Origin of the sequence: Thalassospira sp. MIT121401, assembly GCF_047125595.1 — a bacterium.
Classification (GTDB): Bacteria; Pseudomonadota; Alphaproteobacteria; order Rhodospirillales; family Thalassospiraceae; genus Thalassospira; species Thalassospira povalilytica.
This window is the reverse complement of the sequence record NZ_CP138926.1, coordinates 1,550,158-1,568,619: the sequence shown is the minus strand read 5'-3', so window position 1 is coordinate 1,568,619 and position 18,462 is coordinate 1,550,158. Positions and strand designations below refer to the sequence as shown.

The following is an 18,462-nucleotide window of genomic DNA, read 5'->3' as shown; positions in this document are numbered from 1 at the left end:
TCAGAAATTGGAACGCCGCAATTATGCCGCCTTGCGCCGTCTTCCCAACTCATCACCGATCGCGCGGATCTGATCAACAACGGTGACATTTTCCGTCGATGTGACTTCAAGTTCGCGGTCTTCGTAAACATCGCGATCAGGGTGGGCTTCCTGCCAGCTGGCAACTGCAATGTCGCGTTTGCGGATCAATTCTTCGATTTGCGGGCGGAACAGCACCATCATCCCCGATACCCACCGGTTCACCGGCCAGGACGGCTGGGCATGATCGATCAGAAACCCGTCGAGCATATTGATCACGTCATCTGCATCATACCAGACTTCACCGGTTACCCAGCGATTGGTGGTAAACAGCCGCTGACAAAAACCGAATTCATCCATCGAAAAAGCGATCAGATGAGACAATGCGTCATTCGGGCCTTCGGGATATTCAAACCCGTCAATCTGTTTTGGCTTGCAATGGTCGGGCATGCCGCGCGGACGCATGAATGTATGGAAATGACCATGTTCATCCCATTCACGACGTTCTTCCTTGGGATGGGCATGATAATAGAATTGCGCATGTGACTGGCGATCATAGACATCGCCTTCGGGGTAATGGGACCATTCATAAAAGGCCCCTGCCCCTTTGATCAGTTCACCAACAATGTTGTCGCCGGTTGCCGTCAAGACACGATGGCATTCCATAACATCGCGACCGGCAGCCAACATACGTTCCAGTTGGCCCGTCGGCAGTGAAGTCCAGTCAATTTCAATATCGGTCATACAAACACCAGCATCTTTGCGATCCGCTCAGAATTTCCGCAAAGGCAGAATTATCGGCATTCATGCCCGCGGGCGAATGAACACCGATCAAGAGTTAGTGATTTCATGCTGGTTTGCAACAATGTTCCATCAAAACGGCCTGATTTAACAATGGAAACATCGCACACGGGATACGGACCGGACAGTCTGTCAGTCCAGATACATCACCCGGAACCCGATCAGGATATGTTTGAGATGTTCCGGACGCCCATGCCGCGCCGCCGGTCGACAGACACCGCATCCCCGGTCATCCCATGACCCGCCCTTGACCAGCCGATAGCCAGCCTGGGCCGATGTTGATGTCCATTCAAACACCTGACCGGCACCGTCATACAGCCCGTACGGACCGGGTTCGAACTGTCCGACCGGCATTGTATCGAACGGTCCGCGATCACCGCTATTGAGCCGATCGGGATCAAAAATATTACCCCACGGATAAAATGCGCCTTCCGGTCCCCGCACCGCCTTTTCCCAATGAAGCTCACTGGGCAAGGCCCACTTTTTGCCGGTCTTTTCGCCAAGCCACTGCACATAGGCTTCTGCATCCTGCCAGGATACAAGAACGACCGGATGGTTGCCGCGCCCTCTGGGTGGTTTGCCCTTTGACCACAGGAATGGCTGTATGGTGTCAAAATTATAGATCAGCCCCTGCCGGTTCCATTCGTCGCGCGTCATTTCCGGTGCCGGGTGCCCGGTATCCTCGATGAAAGCCGCGTACTGATCGTTTGTCACCGGCGTTTTGGCAATATGATAACTCAGAAGATGCACATGCCATTTGTCACCTTCGATATCGTACCAGCGATTGCGCCGGCTCAGATCATGACCATAGACCTGCTCGTCAATCTGATAGGCATACTGGCGTTCAACCGAATCCGATCCTTGCCAGAACCAGCCTGACGGGATTTCGACAACAGACGGTATATCACCGTCATCTGCCTGTGCCGGTGTGGCGGCAATCATCCCCAACAGAAATGCCGCTGCGCACATTTTATGAATAGATGCGATACTGTCCCCAACTCTCATATGCGAATTCCGTCCTGATCGAACTTGGTTCTCACGGTTTCTTTAGCCCGCCCGACGACTTTGATCTGTCGTCTTTATTATCATCAAGATGAGTAAAAGTGACCGTTCTTTCAATCAGTTTGAGGATTTAAATCCGGTTTTATCCGACCAAATCATTGTGAAATCGCGATAACCGGGGCAATTGCCGGGCGCTGACCATACACAAAGCTCTCACACAACAGTGAAACCATGTGACGCCGCCCGCCTGCCATTTTGGCCCATAGTGCCTGCACCGATCGGCAGCATCGCCGTCGGGCTTTGATCGAACAGGACCTTTCAGAGAGGCAATAATGACCAAGAAATCACAGAGCTTCGCCAAAAAAGCATTGCTTCCGGCACTGGCCATGGGCACCGGCATTGCAATGGCAACCCCGATGGCAATGGCAGCGCCGCTTCCGTCGCCGACCGCCGAAGTGGCAAGTTGCACGGCCAATCCCTGTGCGGCGAACCCGTGCGCAGCAAATCCGTGTGCGGCCAATCCCTGTGCTGCGAAAAAAATCGTCAATCCCTGCAGCCCGTGCGCAGCCAATCCCTGTGCAGCAAATCCGTGCGCTGCGAAAAATCCGTGCGCGGCTAATCCCTGTGCCGCCAACCCGTGTGCGGCCAAATAAGACCTTTCGCGTCCCGGCGATCTTCCAAAGACAAAGGGGCGATGCAATGCATCGCCCCTTTGCTCATACCGGCTTTTGATCGGAAAAGCCGAAATCAGTCGCGTACCACCATCACCGAACAATCGGCATGGCGGACAACGCGGGCCGCGTTCGGCCCAAGCAGATAATCTTTCAGTTCCGGACGATGGGCACCGATCACGATCAGATCGCAATTGGTTTTCTTGGCCATCTTCAGGATCACCTCGTAAACGGTGCCCTGCCCCACGATATGCTGAACCTTGATATCGGAGGGGATATGTTCGGACACAAATTCATGCAGCCGCTGGTTATAGGCTTCAAGAACCTTGCCTTCATATCCCTTGGGGAAGAACTGCCCGACCATGGACATGCCCACAGACGGCACCACGGTCAGAACATGCAAACGCGCGCCAAAGCTTTGCGCCTGCTTGATCGCGACCGGCACGGCCTTCTTCCAGGAAGACTCATGATCAAGGTCTACTGTAACCAGAATATCCTTATACATGTTCATTCTCCCTGTCAGGCGGTGCCAAGCGCTTCTTCACTGCGCTTGCGACGGCGTTGCAGAACAATGATCCCTCCCAGCAACAAGAATGCCGGGATAAAGAACACTTCCTTGGGCATGCGATCAGCTTCGACCTTTACTGCGGTGATTTCGAAATCGAAATCCAGGCCTGCTTTTTCGGCCGGTCCGGCAAAGACCAGATCGTCAATGAAGATGCGACCATCTTCGTTGCGAACGGCAATACCCGCATTGTAAAGGCGGTCCTCACCCGAACCTGCCGGACCAAGCGGCAGCATCACGGATTTGGAAACTTCTTCGCCTTCGATATTGATGCCTTCAACATCCAGAAGAATGCTGGAATTTTCCGGCATGCCTTCGGCATCTTCGATGATCGATGCTGCCGGAAGGTTGTCATAGGGCGGCTCGATCAGATCAAGCCAGAAACCCGGACGGAACAGGGTAAAGGCAATCAGCAGCAATGCCGCACTTTCCCACAGCTTGGACCGGGCAAAGAAGTAGCCCTGCGTTGCTGCGGCAAAGACCAGCATGGCTATTGTCGAAACAATGATCACCATCACCACATCCACCGGATGATCCAGACCGATCATCAGAAGCTGGGTGTTGAACAGGAACAGGAACGGCAGAACCGCGGTACGCATCGAATAGAAGAATGCCACCACACCTGTTTTCATCGGATCAGACCCCGATACCGCAGCCGCGGCAAAGGATGCCAGACCAACCGGCGGGGTCACATCGGCCATGATCCCGAAATAGAACACAAACAGGTGTACCGCGATCAACGGCACAATCAGGCCGTTTTCCGCGCCAAGTTCGACAATCACCGGTGCCATCAGGCTGGAAACCACGATATAGTTTGCCGTGGTCGGAAGCCCCATGCCCAGGATCAGGCTGATCACCGCCGTAAAGATCAGGATCAGCATCAGATTGCCGCCCGAAATCAGTTCGACGAATTCAACCATCACCTGTCCGATACCGGTCAGCGATACGGTACCGACGATGATACCGGCCGCCGCCGTCGCGACACCGATGCCGATCATGTTACGGGCACCGGTTGCAAAACCGTCAATGACATCGGCAAAGCCCTGTTTGAACTCGGCTGCATAATCCGCGGTTTTGCGGAAATATGCCTTGGCCGCATGCTGGGTCAGCATGATGAAGATCATCAGAACCGTCGCCCAGAAGGCCGAAAGTCCCGGTGATTTCAGCTCGATCATCAGGAACCAGACCAGAACAACCACCGGCAGCAGATAATGCAAACCGGCCTTTGCCGTTTCGCCAAGTTGCGGCAATTCGACAACCGGCTGGTTCGGATCATCCATTTCCAAATCGGGATATTTCGCCGCGTAATACAGACCGGCCAGATAGATCACCGCACATTCAATGGCGACGACCCAGCCAACCGCGGCCCCAAACAACTGTTTCTGGAAGACGATGGCATAATAAACCAGCCCCGCCAGAACAATCAGCGACAGCACAAACATCAGCGACCGGATCAGGGTCTGCGACAGCGTCGAGGTTACCCGTTTCGGCAGGCCCTTCATGTTCGCCTTGAGCGCTTCAAGGTGAACGATATAGATCAGCGCGATATAGGAAATCGTTGCCGGCAGGAAGGCATGCTTGATCACTTCCGGGTACGGAATGCCGACATATTCGACCATCAGGAAGGCAGCAGCCCCCATGACCGGCGGCATGATCTGACCATTGACCGAGGATGCAACTTCGACCGCACCGGCCTTCTCGCCCGAGAAACCGACACGTTTCATCAACGGAATGGTGAATGTCCCGGTGGTCACAACGTTTGCAATCGACGACCCGGAAATAAGACCGGTCATTGCCGATGACAGAACAGCGGCCTTTGCAGGACCACCGCGCATGTGACCAAGGGCCGCAAACGCCACCTTGATGAAATAGTTGCCTGCACCGGCTTTATCGAGAAGCGATCCAAACAGCACGAACAGGAAGACGAAGCTTGTCGAAACGCCAAGCGCGATCCCGAATACGCCTTCGGTCGTGATCCACTGGTGCGACATCGCCTTGGAGAAGCTGGCCCCTGCCCATTGCAGAACTTCCGGTACCCAGGCTGCATTCCCGAAGAAGACATACACCAGGAACAGGACCGCAACACACATCAAGGGCGGGCCAAGTGCACGGCGGGTTGCTTCAAGCAACAGCACCAGACCGGCACCGGCCACAACCAGGTCCTGGGTAATCGGAAGTCCCGGACGCCCGGCAAGGTCGCGGTAAAAGATGTAAATATAGGCAGCACAAAACGCCGCAGCCGCCGCCAGAATCCAGTCAAGGATCGGAATATAGCTGCGCGGCGATGTCTTGAAGGCCGGATAGGCCAGAAATGCAAGAAAGACGGCAAAAGCCAAATGGATCGACCGTGCCTCGGTCGAATTGAACACGCCAAAGCTGACAAGATAAGGCAATGGTGATGCCAGCCACAGCTGGAACAACGACCACGCCACGGCAACATACAGCAAGACCTTTGCTGTCATGCCGCTCGGCTGGCGCGCACCTGTATCATTTTCTGCAATAAGATCCTGCAGGTCCTGATCAGACGCACCCTGGTTCGCGTTTTTCACGTCGGTCATTACAAACTCCCGGTCTGAACAAAGATTTTTGTTCTGGTCTCCAGAATCAAAAAATCTCCGTCGACACACACCCGGTCGCCCACGGAGTACCCTGGTATCGATCAACGATACCGTTTAATTCAATTTTTTGGTCGTACCCAGCGGGCGAAAGAAAGAAAAACGGAGGGCAGAAACCTGCCCTCCGTTCCTGCCTGAATTACATCAGGCCTGCTTCTTTGTAGTATTTGACAGCGCCGTCATGCAGCGGTGCCGACAGGCCGTCTTTGACCATTTCTTCTTTGACGAGGTTCGCAAAAGCCGGATGCAGCTTTTTGAAATCGTCGAAGTTGTCAAAGACTGCTTTAACAACGTGGTAAACAACGTCCGCATCGGTTGCGGTCGAGGATACGAAGGTTGCGCCAACACCAAAGGTTTTGACGTCATCCGGGTTACCGCGATACATGCCGCCCGGGATGGTGGCAACACGGTAATACGGGTTTTCGGCAACCAGTTTGTCGATGGCATCGCCAGCAACTTCAACCAGAACCGAATCACAGGCAGTGGTTGCTTCCTGGATCGAACCGGACGGGTGACCAACGGTGTAGATCATCGCGTCGATCTTGTTGTCGCAAAGCGCCTGGGACTGTTCAGCCGGCTTCAGCTCGGATGCCAGTGCGAAATCGTCAAGGGTCCAGCCTTTGGCTGCCATAACGATGTCCATGGTGTCGCGCTGACCCGAACCCGGGTTACCGATGTTCACGCGCTTGCCTTTGAGGTCGTCAAAGGTTTTGATGCCGGCATCTGCACGGGCAACAACGGTGAACGGCTCCGGATGGACGGAGAAGACAGCACGAAGATCTTCGAACGGACCGACTTCGGAGAATGCTTTCTCACCATGCAGGGCATAGTACTGAATGTCGGACTGGGCAACACCAAGGTCCAGTTCGCCCGAACGGATGGTGTTGATGTTGTAGGACGAACCACCGGTGGATTCGACCGAGCAACGAATGCCGTGCTCTTTACGATCCTTGTTCACCAGACGGCAGATCGCGCCACCGGTCGGGTAGTAAACGCCGGTTACGCCACCGGTACCGATGGTGATGAAACGGTTTTCCTGTGCTGATGCCTGACCAGCAAAAAGCGATGCGCCAGCAATCGCTGCCACGGCAGTCGCTACTGCAATTAGTTTTTTCATTAGGATTAGCTCCCTTGTACACCCTGTTATAAGGCATCCAACCATTCTGGACGGAACAGTCGAATTATAGGGAAACACCAGTTAAATCAGGTGTTTCGACTTCCAGATTATAGGGTTGGGCGCTTTGAATTTAAAGCCCATAACCCCAAAACCTCCTGATAAAATTCAAACTTTCAGCATTTCAAGTGCTTGCGATGAGGCCTCCTACCATAATGGTTGCATGATCTGATTTGCTTGTTCGCCTGTCGCGATCTTGCGGCCCATCAAACGCGCACCATCTCGTGCCTGCGCGATAAGGTCAGCATTACCCTGCGCCAATGATCCGTCAACCTTAAGATGATTATTCTCAAATCCGATACGCCCGTGACCACCCAGTCCGGCCCCGGTCAGGATGCATGCATTTTCAAACGCACCAAACGCACACAGCATCCATTCCGACACATACGGGCTGGACCCGATGAATGGCAGCAACTCGACAGGATTGGACATCTGACCAACCGTGTAGCGCCCCAGCACGAAAAGAACCGGGAACTTTTCGCCGGGCAGAATTCCCGCTTCGACCAGCTGGTTGAAACGCGCGACATCTTCGGGGGCATAAAGGATGAATTGCGGCAAAATACCCGCTTCACGCATGAATTCGCAAAATGCCCGGACCTGATCAAGGTCGGCATTTGGCGGGGCGATTTCGCGAATGGCGATCGATACCGCATCAGGCACAAGCGCACGCACCATGGCCATCTGCGCATCGGCATCATAGATGCCAACCGCCTCGGTCGTGACCTGCAACAGCATGTCCGGGCCGACGGCATTGCGCACTTCGGTCAGCATCTCGCGATAGCGCCCGACATCCAGACTGTGTTTCTGATCATCATCACGCACATGCAGATGCATCATTGCCGCCCCGGCCTTCTGGCAGGCAACCGCCTCGCGGGCGACCTCGGCCGGTGTAATCGGAATGTTGGGAAGATCGGTTTTGGTCTTGCGCGCGCCATTGGGGGCCGCGGCAATCAGAAACGGGGTTTCACCATATGCCATCATGCCAGCCCCTCGGCGGCAAAGACGTCATCCAGTGCAGTTGCAAACAGATCAACAATCTTTGCAACATCGTCTTCGGTGACGATGAACGGGGGCGCAAACAGCACATGATCCCCGCGCACGCCATCAATTGTGCCCCCCATCGGATAGGCCATAAGACCACGCGCGAACGCCGCCTTTTTGATTTTCGCATTGATCTTGAACGCCGGGTCAAACGGGTCCTTGGTTTCACGGTTTGCGACCAGTTCGACCCCGCGGAAAAGTCCGCGCCCGCGAATATCGCCAACAAACGGGTGCTGCCCAAGCTTTGCCTGAAGCCCGTTCACAAGGTTTTCCCCCTGTTTGACCACATTGCCGAGCAAATCACGATCGCGGATTGCCCGCTGGGTTGCCAATGCCGCCGCACAGGCCGTGGCATGCCCCTGATAGGTATGGCCGTGCTGGAAAAAGCCCGAACCGGTTGCAATGGCGTCATTGATCTTTTTGGAAACCAGAACCGCACCAATCGGCTGATATCCGGCGCCAAGTCCCTTGGCAATTGTTTGAAGATCGCCAGAAATCCCTTCCTGTTCGATCGCATGAAGGGTTCCGGTACGCCCCATGCCGCACATCACTTCATCAAGGATCAGCAGCACACCGTACTGATCGCAAATCTCGCGAATGCGTTTGAAATAGCCCGGCACCGGCGCCAGGGCACCAGCCGTCGCACCGACAACCGGCTCAGCCACAAAGGCCGCAACGCTATCGGCGCCAAGTTCAAGGATTGCGGTTTCAAGTTCATTGGCCACACGAAGACCATAGGCCTCCGGCCTTTCATCCGGGCGCTGGTCCCGATATTGATACACTGGTGCAATGTGGCTTGCGGTGATCAAAAGTGGCTCGAACTGTTTGCGCCGCCACATATTGCCGCCCACCGACAAGGCACCAAGCGTATTGCCATGATAGGACTGGCGACGTGCAATCACGTATTTGCGGTCAGGCTGCCCGATTTCCAGGAAATACTGACGCGCCATCTTAAGGGCGGCTTCGGTTGCCTCCGACCCGCCAGACACAAAGTAGACCTTGTCCATACCGGCCGGTGCATTGGCCACCAGTTCATCAGCCAGTTCTTCCATCGCATCCGATGAAAAGAACCCGGAATGCGCATAGGCAATCTGATCGATCTGGGCATGCATTGCCGCACGAACATCCGGGTCGGAATGACCAAGGCATGACACGGCCGCACCGCCACAGGCGTCAAGATAGCTTTTGCCATTCTGATCAAAGATATAAATGCCTTCACCGCGAACAGCACGCGGCGGTATCGTCGTACTGGAACGATGCAGGACATGGGTGGTGGCATTGGGAACGGGATTGGTATTTGACACAGTCGTCATGTTCGGAAATCCGTATGGGGCTGCAGTTTTGCCCTAGTCTTCAAAATAGGTATCGAAAGCAGCAAGTTGTTCTTCTGCTGCGGAAATCCGCTGCAGGGCCTTTTGACCACCACGCGCGACAAGCAGCGCAACAAGCGCCTGCATGACCGACAACGCAGCGGTAAAACTTTGGAAAAATGATTGCGACGTATCGCGCACAACCAGTTTGGTCATGGCATCAAGTGCAATCGGGGAAACATCTGAATCGCTGATTGCGATTACCGGGCAATGCTGGCTGCGCGCGAAATCAACGGCGCGGACCGTATCGCGAATATAGGGCTTGGCCGCCACTGCAATCATCAGATCGCGACGCCCGATACCGCGCAATTCATCCCCGAATGCGCCGGCATGACCATCAACCAGCACCCCGTTATCGCGAAACAGCCGATAGGCATAGGCAAACTGATATGCCGCCGGATACGCAGCCCCGCGCCCGACAATATAGACATGGCGCGCATTCTCGATTGCGGCACATGCCCTGATCATTCCGGCCATCAGATCGGGATTGAACGCAGCGCCGATATTGTCGATTTCGGTACGCGCGATGCTTTCAAGCAAATGTTCGTCACGATTGGCATCATGTTCGGTACTTTGCGTTTCACGGGCCCGCTGGGCATAGCTTGCGGGCTGATCAAGCAACCGGTTCTGATAGTGGTCGCGAAATTCCTGCCATGTACCAACCCCGATCGCCCCCATCAGACGGGTGATCGTGCTGGGCGGAACATCGGCAGCCGCGGCAAGTGCGCGCATCGACCGCAAGGCGACCTCGTTGGGATGATCCAGAATATAGCGCGCCGCTTTCTGCATCTGCGGACTTAGCTTGCCATAGTCGGAAATCAGTTTTTCGCGCAGATCGGAATACAAACCCATCTATCAGGCACCTTTGTGCAACAGGACACCTGAAATTACGCCACATGGCTTCGCACTTCGCAACATATGTTTCACTTTCCGCAATCATTGAAACACATGTTTCACACAAGTGTTTCACGCGTTTTGAGTGACTTAGATCCGTGACTGTTAAAAATCATGGACTTATTAGAAAAAACTGTAACAATATTAAGAGTCATACAAGAAACGTGAACGTTTCACCCAAAAAGAATCTTTGTGCCTTTTGGTAAGGGACTGGGCACCGAATCGGTAGGTGGCCAATGGAACATCGGATCATTGATGCACTTGCGCAGACGCAAGCAGGCATTGCTCTTTTTGACGCGGACGAACGGATTGTCTATGCCAATCCGGCGTGGGAGCAATTGATCACCGGTGTTGCCGAAGAAGATCTGATTTTCAACGAAACCGAACTTGCCGATGGCGGCATGATTTCCGTTTGCTTCGTCAAGCCACAGCTTCTGCCGCTTGATAAAATCAATCTCGAAAATTCGGCCAATGATTCCAAAATCGGGACCGTCATCATCGCCGATGACAGCGAAAGCAACCGCATGGTCGCCCGTCGTATCCTTCAGGCCGAAGGATACAGCATCGTTGAAGCAAGCAACGGACAAACGGTTCTGAACATGCTGCGCCGCGGGGTCAATGCCGACCTGATCCTGATGGATGTTGAAATGCCCGATATGGACGGCTTGCATACCACCCGCCGTATCCGCCACATGGCAGGACCGGTTTCACAGACCCCGATCATTGCGCTGTCGGCACATCAGTCGCGTGACTGGAATGTCATTGCCCGCCAATCCGGGGTCGATGAATTTATCAACAAACCGATCCAGCGCGAAAAGCTGATCGAAACCATGCATGACCTGATTTCGCGTGCACCGGGAACGGTCAGCAACGCCCAGTCCAAAAACTCTCCCCCGCCGCATCTGCGCAGTAAAAGCGCACGCATTGGTCGCCCGCCACGTCCGGAATCCCCGACAAGTCCGGTACTTGATATTCGTGTTCTTGAACAGCTTTACAATGATGCCGGGGATGAAGGCGCAAAATGCGGCATCGACATATTCATCAATGAAACGGAATCACGTCTGGTCAAAATCGACAAGGCCCTGTCAGAAGATGACCTGAAAACCGTGCGCAACGAAGTCCATGCCCTTAAAAGCACGTCGGGGACCTTTGGATTACGTCAGTTGTCGGAATTATGCGAAACGACCCAGTCGGTGTTTGAAGACAGCAACCTTGACGAAGAACGCGTGCTTTCATTGTCGCGCCAAGTTGTTCAGCTGGCGCCAACCGCGCTGACCGCCCTTAATCTTTATCGCCGGTCGCGCAATATTGCCGGTGACAGCACGGCATAGGGCAAAACCACGCTGTTCCTGCCATTGGCTATTTCCCGTTGCGAATCATTGGCCAGATCGCCCAAACCAGAAGCGCCCAAACACTAAGCGACATGTCCATATCCCGTCCCGATATGGCACGCTTCCAGCATTTGCGTTGTTCGGTTGATGTCACCCCCGCATGCGCAAACAGGTTTTTCAAAATCCGGGTCTCGTCCCCCCAGATATATGGCCCCAGCATCGCCAGCCAATTTGCAACAGGCGGATTGAAGCCGATCTTGCGATTGCGCAGATGCCAGCCCGGAAGAAGTGGCGCAACGACTTCACGCCAGACCGCCTTGCCGCCCCCGCGGAGATGGGATATCGCCGGCACCTGGGATGCTTTGCGTACGATATCATGGCCCAACAATGGTGGCCGATATTCAAGTCCGAACGCCATCCCGCAAATATCAGCCATGACAAGCTGATTACCGGGTAAGGTCACATCACGATCAAACGTCATCATCTGATCGGTCAGCGGCATTTTGGCGTCAAAACCGCCATCATCGGGATGCCACGCCGCTGTCAGTTCCCCAATCGCACAACGGTTATTCCAAACCGTGAATGCTGTCTTTGCGTCCCCTTGGCCGCCAGTCAGGAACCGCGACAATGCGCGATTGCCAATCCCCTGTCCGGCCTGTGCCGATAATCGCCGCAGGCTCGCTGGCAGATAGTGCCAGGCACTGTCAAATAACCGTGCGGCGCGATATCGCGGGTAACCACCAAACAGCTCATCACCGCCATCGCCACTTAGACAAACCCGCACATCCCGCGCCACCCTTTCTGACAGCTTCCAGTTCAAAACGATCGCTGGATTGGCAAAGGGTACGCCGACGGCTCTGAGTACCGCTGTCAGAATATCAAAAATCTCGTCCGCCTTTTGCGGGGCCGACACAATGCTTAATTCAAGTCCGAGATGCGCACACAGTTTACGTGCCGCATCGGTTTCATCACGTGCCGGGTCATCAAACCCCATCGTGAATGCAGGTGGCGGATCACGATCATGCCCGCGTGCAATGTCGCATGCGATTGCCGCTACACCGGCACTATCAAGCCCGCCTGAAACCAGACAACCAAGGGTGCAATCAACATCCATCGCATCGGCAACCGATTGACGAACATGTTGGCGCAAATCCGCGATTACATCGGGTATTGCCTGCCCCGCGCGCTCGGCTGTCGCCGGATGAGCGATGATGCTGCGCGATATTTTGCCATCCTGCCAACATAGGACCGTTCCCGGCTTCAGACGTTCTGTCTGGCGAATACCGCTTGCCGGGCCTGGCACGAACAGATGGGCAAAATAATCTGATGCAATGCTGTCATCGAATTGGCCTGCCCGTATTTCATCAAGTGCCGCCAGTTCCGACGCAAAGGCAATGTCACCATTGGTGCGATGCGCAACATAAAGCGACTTGATCCCCAACGGATCGCAGGCCAGCCAAAGCCGCCTTTGCGTCCGGTCCCAAAGTGCCAGCGCGAACTGCCCGGAAAGACCGGCCAGAATATCGGCAACATCGCAGTCATTCGCGACGGCGCGCGCCAGCACTTGCAAGACAAGTTCGGCGTCACTGGAACTGCGTGGCAAAGCACCATCATTGTTCAGGTGGGCAATCTTGCGCCGGTGAGCGGCAATATAGCCATTAAATACCAGAACGAATTTCCCGTCTGATGTCACCAATGGCTGATCCGCAGATGGATCGGGATCCGTGGTCATGAGCCGCGCACAGCCAAGTGCAACCGTTCCACTCATGGCACCATCGGGCTCTGTCCATATTGCTTGATGGTCAGGACCACGATGGGACAGTTTTTGCAACATGCGCGCCATTGCCGGCTGATCAGTTGGTGCTGTTAGCCCGGCAATACCACACATCGACCTTATGCCTGTTTGTCCGGACCGGGCGCATCGTCGGGTGCGCCTGCTGCACCGGGGCCAGTTTGCGTTTGGCCAGTCGTCTGATTTGACGTTTGGCTGGCAAGGCGGTTTTGAAGGTCACGCAACACATAAAGGCGAAGCGCACTTGAAAGATTACCGTCGCGATCGGAATCAATTTCGACAACAAGCTCCGCCAGGGTCACGTTGCGGCGTTCGGCAATACCGACCAGTTCCTGCCAGAACGCATCTTCAAGCGAAAAGCTGGTTCTGTGCCCGGCAATTGTCACTGATCTTTTACGAACGCTGTCATCCATCGGCGTTTATATCTTTTCATGTCTGGGAAAAACGAACATGATTTCAAATGCTTTTGATCATGATAGGGCATCGTCATGAAATTCATACATCTTTCCGATCTTCATATTCTGTCGCGCAATGACATGTCGCGTAAGCCCGATGCTGCGGCAACGCTGCGCAAGGTTATTGGCGAAGTCAATGCACTGCACCGTGATGCGGAAATTTGTGTAATTACCGGGGATATCACCCATCGCGGTACACCCGAACAGTATGAACATGCTGTTGATATCCTGTCCGAACTTGCCATTCCCTATCTGGTCATTCCGGGTAATCATGATATCCGCGAAGCATTCCGCGATGCGTTCCCGACCACCGAGATTGATGCCAACGGCTTTGTCAATTTCGGTCAAACAATTGGCGGGGTTCGCTTTGTGATGATGGACAGCATCGTTCCCGATCATCATCACGGCACGTTATGTGATCGTCGTCTTGCATGGTTGCGTGACGAACTTGCCGCCCATCGCGATACACCGACTTTCCTGTTCATGCATCATCCGCCCTTTGAAATGGGTCTGCCTTTCATGGATACCATCCGGCTTGATGCTGAACATGAACTTGGCGAAATCGTTCAGGCAAACCGACAGATCAAACATCTGTTCTTTGGCCATCTTCACCGGCCGGCAACCGGAACCTGGCTTGGTGTGCCATTTGTTCTGGCCAACAGCACCCAATGCGGGGAGCCTCTTGATTTCCGCCATGAAAAGGAAGAAGAGCTCGAAGATCGCAACCCGCTTGGCCCGGGCTATGGCATCGGCTTTACCGATCCCAAGGGCGGACTTCGCTATCACTTTGATTTTGTGAAATTCGATATGGATTTGTAATCAGGCCGCGACCGGCACCAAATCCCATTCGTCGCGCACAATCGGGCTTTGTTCAGTGTCATAATGTTCAGCCTTCAGGGCATCAAATGCCGCTTTGCTCATCAAACGCGAAAGCGCCCAAACGGCACTGGCACGGATCAGCGCACTTTCATCGGCAAGCAAGGCTGTAATTTTCGGGATCAGCCGTTCTGAGCAGCTGTTGCCTGCGGCAATCAGAACGTTGCGCAAAAACTTTGCCCGTCCGATGCGCTTGATCGGTGACCCGGTAAAGAATGCCCGAAATGACGCATCATCAAGATCAAGAAAATCCGCCAGTCGCGGTGCGGTCAGTTCGGCACGCGGGATAAAGGCAAGTTCTTCGGTACGGCTGGCAAACTTGTTCCAGGGACAGGCCGCCAGACAATCATCACAGCCATAGATACGATTGCCCATTGCCGTTCGGAATTCACCCGGGATCGGCCCGTCATGTTCGATCGTCAAATAGGAAATGCATTTGCGCGCATCAAGCTTGTAAGGCGCCGGAAAGGCATTGGTCGGACAGGCCGAAAGACATTTCGAACATGACCCGCAATGATCGATTTCCGGTTCTGCCTGTGCAAATTCGATGGTGGTAAAGACCTCGCCCAGAAACAGCCAGCTGCCAAATTCCCGCGATACCAGATTGGTATGCTTGCCCTGCCAGCCAATCCCTGATGACTGGCCGAGCGGCTTTTCAAGGACAGGGGCGGTATCAACAAACACTTTGACCTGTTCTGTTCCACCGGATTGTTCAACCAGCCAGCGGGCCAACTGTTTCAGGCGTTTCTTGATCAGGTCGTGGTAATCCTTGTTGCGGGCATAAACTGAAATCATCGCCCGGTCCGGGTGATCAAGCAGCGCCATCGGATTTTCGGCCGGGCCATAATTGCTGCCCAGAACAATCACCGATTTGACATCCGGCCACAGCATTTCCGGGTCGCGCCGGCGCGGCAGACGTTCGGGATCATTCATCCAGGCCATCGACCCGTATTCACCCGCGGCAACAAATTCATCCAGACGCTGCTGATTGCGCGGGTCAATTTCCGGACGCGCCACCCCACAGACATCAAAGCCGATTTCACGGGCTTTGACCTCAAGCATGTCAAAGGTGATGTTCTTGCGCGTCTTGGTGGTCATGGCATCAGTCGGGCTTGTCTTGTTTGGGCCTCTCTCTGCTGCCTTATATAATCATCTGCCTGAAACGCAAAAGGCCGCAGCACGATGCTGCGGCCCTTGATTGGAAAGTAGTGCTGATCAGAACCGATATCGCACGGTTGCAAGGATCGAGCGTTCCTCGCCATAGTAACAGTTGTCCGATGACGACGTGATCAAACATGACGCGACATATTCTTCGTCAAGCAGGTTGTTCACATTCACCCGAAGATCGGTGTTTTCAAGACCGACATTGGCCATGTCATAGTTCAGCGACAGGTCAAAGATCGTGTAATCCGGAACCGTTATGGTGTTGGTTTCATTGGCTGCCATTTCACCGACAAACCGTGCACCGGCACCAATGGAAAGGCCATTCAACGCCCCGGAATAGAACGAATAGTTGCCCCAAAGTGATGCCATATGTTCAGGCACCTGCATCGGCTGTTTGCCGTCCTTGGTATCGCCCGGCGCGTCATAGGCCGCGTCGGTATAGGTATAAGACGCCATCACACTCAGGTTTTCGTTCAGGTTCGCACGTGCTTCAAGCTCAAGCCCCTGACTGACGATCTTGCCGACCGGATCATAGGCATAGGTCGATGAGTCGTAAATCGCGACATTATCCTGTTCGAGATAGAAGGCCGCCGCACTCAAAAGAAGGTTGCCGTTCTCGGGCTGGTATTTCACACCCGCCTCATACTGCGTGCCTTCTGACGGTTCGATCGGATTGCCCGCGACATCGGAATAAAGGCTTGGATTAAAAGATTCGGAATAGCTGACATACGGCGCGACACCATTATCAAACAGATAAAGCACCCCTGCCCGCTTGGTGAGCTTCTGACGGTCTTCGCTGGTGTTTTTCTGTGTCAGACGGTCATGCTTGGTGGTCTCGACCCAATCCTGGCGCAAACCAAGGGAAAAGCGCCATTTTTCGTATTCCAACTGGTCTTCAATATAAAGACCGGCTTGTTCAAGCGTCTGCACTTTACTGTTTGTTGGCGCGCCAATGGTCACACCCGTGTTTCCATATACCGGGTTAAAGGCATTGATGCTGGATGCACTTGGGAACTGCCAGGCATTTTCAACGCGGCGATGCTGATAATCAAATCCCCCCAGAACGGTATGGTCGATATCCGCTGTCGCAAATTCGGCCTGAAGCTGGTTGTCGACGGCATAGGCGCGCATGTCTTCGTCACCACCGCCATAGCGCCGGTTCAGGTTATCAGACGATCCATCCCAACCGGTCTGATAGATCTGATCGATATGGACCGATGCATCAAGAAAACGGAAGTTCTGGCGCGCCGTCAGATTGTCATCAAAATCATGTTCGAACTGATATCCGACCATGTTCTGGGTTCTTTCGAACGCTTCGAGCGACGGGTCACCATCAAAAAATCCGGTCGAGATGTATTTGCCATTGCGCGGGAACAAGGTGCCCTCTGAGGGCAGACCGTTATGGGTTCCGCCTTCGGGATCCTTTTGCAGATATGCCATCAGGGTAACACGGGTATCATCCGTGAAGTTCGCCGTCAGCGAAGGTGCAATCGCGTAACGTTCTTCTTCGGTACCGGTATATTGGGTGTCGGCCGCGTCCGCCTTGCCCGTCACGCGAAAGGCAAGCTTTCCGGCGTCATCAAGCGGACCGGTAAGATCAAAACCGATACCGCGTTGATTGCGGTTGCCATAGGAAACCTCAATCTCGCCCTGCTGCTCGAACTGCGGTTTTTTGCTTGAAAGCGCGACGATCCCCCCCGGTGAACTGCGTCCGTACAGGACAGAAGCCGGGCCTCTGACAACGTCTGCGCGTTCAACAAAATACGGGTCGATCTGCATCGAGCTATAAGTCGAGTCATCGCCCATGGTTTTCAGGCCATCAAGATAAATATTATCAATCGACCGGTCGACCAGCCCGCGCAGGATCACATAATCATAGCGGTTTGACGCCCCGACCTGTCCGGTAAAGGCACCGGGGGTATAGCGCATGGCCTGCATGATGGTTTGCGAACCCTGATCTTCCATCTGATCCTGCGTCACAACCGTGATGCTTTGTGATGTTTCAAGGATCGGTGTCCCGATCTTGGTCGCGGCCAGTGATTGGGTGGCGATATATCCGTCAACAGGGCCATCCGCCTTTTCGCCGACACTGTTTGCCTCAATCCGGATGGCGTCGGTGACGTTTTCGCCAGTTTCGGAAAGCGGCTCAATTGTAATCGTGCCACCATCGGTGTAGCGCCAAAAATGACCCGTTCCGCTCAGAAGACGATCAAGAGCCGCATCAACAGTCATCTCACCCTTAAGTTCCGGGGCTTGCAGCCCGTTCAGTCCCTGGGACGGGAAAAGCAGCTTCAGGTTGGCCTGATCGGCAAAACTGGTCAGCGCACGGTCAAGTTCCTGTGCCGGGATATCAAGGCGTACGACAGTCGACTGCGCGACTTCAGCATCAATCGATACCGGTGTTTGCTGTTCGGTTGCGTGTGCGACGATCGGGCACGTTGCCGTGATCCCCGAGATCACCGTGGTTGCAGCCAGACGGCGCATCCATCCATTACGTAAAGTCCCACTCCGCTGCGCAGCTTTTTGACTGACTGCGGCCTGCGCCATCATATTTGTTGAATTCATCATAAGTCTTCCGGTCATTCCCCTGTTTGCGAATGATTATAAGAACCGAAATCATTCGCTTTTGACCTTAAGACGATCTGACCCAACGCGATTTGCACCGGATTTTTCAATTTTTTTCGATTTTATTG

The 18,462-nt window shown here is 54.2% G+C and carries 15 protein-coding genes; 3 read left to right on the top strand and 12 right to left on the bottom strand.

Annotation, left to right across the window (positions count from 1 at the left end; all coding sequences use genetic code 11):
- Nucleotides 1–21 precede the first annotated feature (21 nt).
- Together SIB88_RS07020 and SIB88_RS07015 are read right to left on the bottom strand one after the other, a co-directional pair.
- The gene (locus tag SIB88_RS07020) at nucleotides 22–762 is read right to left on the bottom strand and encodes a DUF6969 family protein (protein WP_206927011.1); all 741 of its coding nucleotides are present in this window, start codon (nucleotides 760–762) and stop codon (nucleotides 22–24) included.
- Between the two features lie 189 nt (nucleotides 763–951).
- Nucleotides 952–1,824 (bottom strand): formylglycine-generating enzyme family protein, encoded by an 873-nt coding sequence (locus tag SIB88_RS07015; RefSeq protein ID WP_068519568.1) that lies wholly within the window; start codon nucleotides 1,822–1,824, stop codon nucleotides 952–954.
- A 329-nt stretch (nucleotides 1,825–2,153) separates the two neighbouring features.
- Between SIB88_RS07015 and SIB88_RS07010 the strand changes: the two genes are divergently transcribed.
- The gene (locus SIB88_RS07010; protein WP_101245747.1) at nucleotides 2,154–2,474 is read left to right on the top strand and encodes a hypothetical protein; all 321 of its coding nucleotides are present in this window, start codon (nucleotides 2,154–2,156) and stop codon (nucleotides 2,472–2,474) included.
- A 94-nt stretch (nucleotides 2,475–2,568) separates the two neighbouring features.
- Here the strand turns inward: SIB88_RS07010 and SIB88_RS07005 are convergent, their stop codons facing one another.
- The 6 genes from SIB88_RS07005 to SIB88_RS06980 form a co-directional block, all read right to left on the bottom strand.
- Nucleotides 2,569–2,997, bottom strand: a complete 429-nt coding sequence (locus SIB88_RS07005; RefSeq protein ID WP_068519566.1) for a universal stress protein — start codon at nucleotides 2,995–2,997, stop codon at nucleotides 2,569–2,571.
- 14 nt (nucleotides 2,998–3,011) lie between these two features.
- Nucleotides 3,012–5,615 carry a TRAP transporter permease gene (locus SIB88_RS07000; protein ID WP_412557713.1) on the bottom strand — a complete coding sequence of 868 codons (2,604 nt, stop codon included), beginning with the start codon at nucleotides 5,613–5,615 and terminating at the stop codon, nucleotides 3,012–3,014.
- Nucleotides 5,616–5,811: 196 nt separating this feature from the next.
- Complete coding sequence (locus SIB88_RS06995; RefSeq protein ID WP_068519564.1) at nucleotides 5,812–6,789, bottom strand: TAXI family TRAP transporter solute-binding subunit; 978 nt, start codon at nucleotides 6,787–6,789, stop codon at nucleotides 5,812–5,814.
- 204 nt (nucleotides 6,790–6,993) lie between these two features.
- Nucleotides 6,994–7,827, bottom strand: a complete 834-nt coding sequence (locus SIB88_RS06990; RefSeq protein WP_412557712.1) for a 3-keto-5-aminohexanoate cleavage protein — start codon at nucleotides 7,825–7,827, stop codon at nucleotides 6,994–6,996.
- Nucleotides 7,824–9,200 carry an aspartate aminotransferase family protein gene (locus SIB88_RS06985; RefSeq protein WP_412557711.1) on the bottom strand — a complete coding sequence of 459 codons (1,377 nt, stop codon included), beginning with the start codon at nucleotides 9,198–9,200 and terminating at the stop codon, nucleotides 7,824–7,826. Before SIB88_RS06985 ends, SIB88_RS06990 begins: the two co-directional genes overlap by 4 nt.
- 33 nt (nucleotides 9,201–9,233) lie before the next feature.
- Nucleotides 9,234–10,109 (bottom strand): MurR/RpiR family transcriptional regulator, encoded by an 876-nt coding sequence (locus tag SIB88_RS06980; protein WP_068519562.1) that lies wholly within the window; start codon nucleotides 10,107–10,109, stop codon nucleotides 9,234–9,236.
- 278 nt (nucleotides 10,110–10,387) lie between these two features.
- On the opposite strand from SIB88_RS06980, the gene SIB88_RS06975 reads away from it, so the two are divergent.
- Nucleotides 10,388–11,482, top strand: a complete 1,095-nt coding sequence (locus tag SIB88_RS06975) for a response regulator (protein ID WP_068519561.1) — start codon at nucleotides 10,388–10,390, stop codon at nucleotides 11,480–11,482.
- A gap of 28 nt (nucleotides 11,483–11,510) precedes the next feature.
- On the opposite strand, the gene SIB88_RS06970 is transcribed toward SIB88_RS06975, so the two are convergent.
- The gene (locus tag SIB88_RS06970; RefSeq protein WP_412559403.1) at nucleotides 11,511–13,316 is read right to left on the bottom strand and encodes an asparagine synthetase B family protein; all 1,806 of its coding nucleotides are present in this window, start codon (nucleotides 13,314–13,316) and stop codon (nucleotides 11,511–11,513) included.
- A gap of 59 nt (nucleotides 13,317–13,375) precedes the next feature.
- A complete protein-coding gene (locus SIB88_RS06965; protein WP_250282431.1) occupies nucleotides 13,376–13,687 on the bottom strand; it encodes a ribbon-helix-helix domain-containing protein in 312 nt (103 codons plus the stop codon).
- A 75-nt stretch (nucleotides 13,688–13,762) separates the two neighbouring features.
- Here SIB88_RS06965 and SIB88_RS06960 point away from each other — a divergent pair, with 75 nt between their 5' ends.
- Entirely contained in the window at nucleotides 13,763–14,548 is a 786-nt protein-coding gene (locus SIB88_RS06960) for a phosphodiesterase (protein WP_412557710.1), read from the top strand.
- On the opposite strand, the gene queG is transcribed toward SIB88_RS06960, so the two are convergent.
- Nucleotides 14,549–15,703, bottom strand: a complete 1,155-nt coding sequence (queG, locus tag SIB88_RS06955; RefSeq protein WP_412557709.1) for a tRNA epoxyqueuosine(34) reductase QueG — start codon at nucleotides 15,701–15,703, stop codon at nucleotides 14,549–14,551. It abuts the gene before it with no gap.
- Nucleotides 15,704–15,820: 117 nt separating this feature from the next.
- Nucleotides 15,821–18,253 carry a TonB-dependent siderophore receptor gene (locus tag SIB88_RS06950; RefSeq protein WP_412565937.1) on the bottom strand — a complete coding sequence of 811 codons (2,433 nt, stop codon included), beginning with the start codon at nucleotides 18,251–18,253 and terminating at the stop codon, nucleotides 15,821–15,823.
- Between the last annotated feature and the right edge of the window lie 209 nt (nucleotides 18,254–18,462).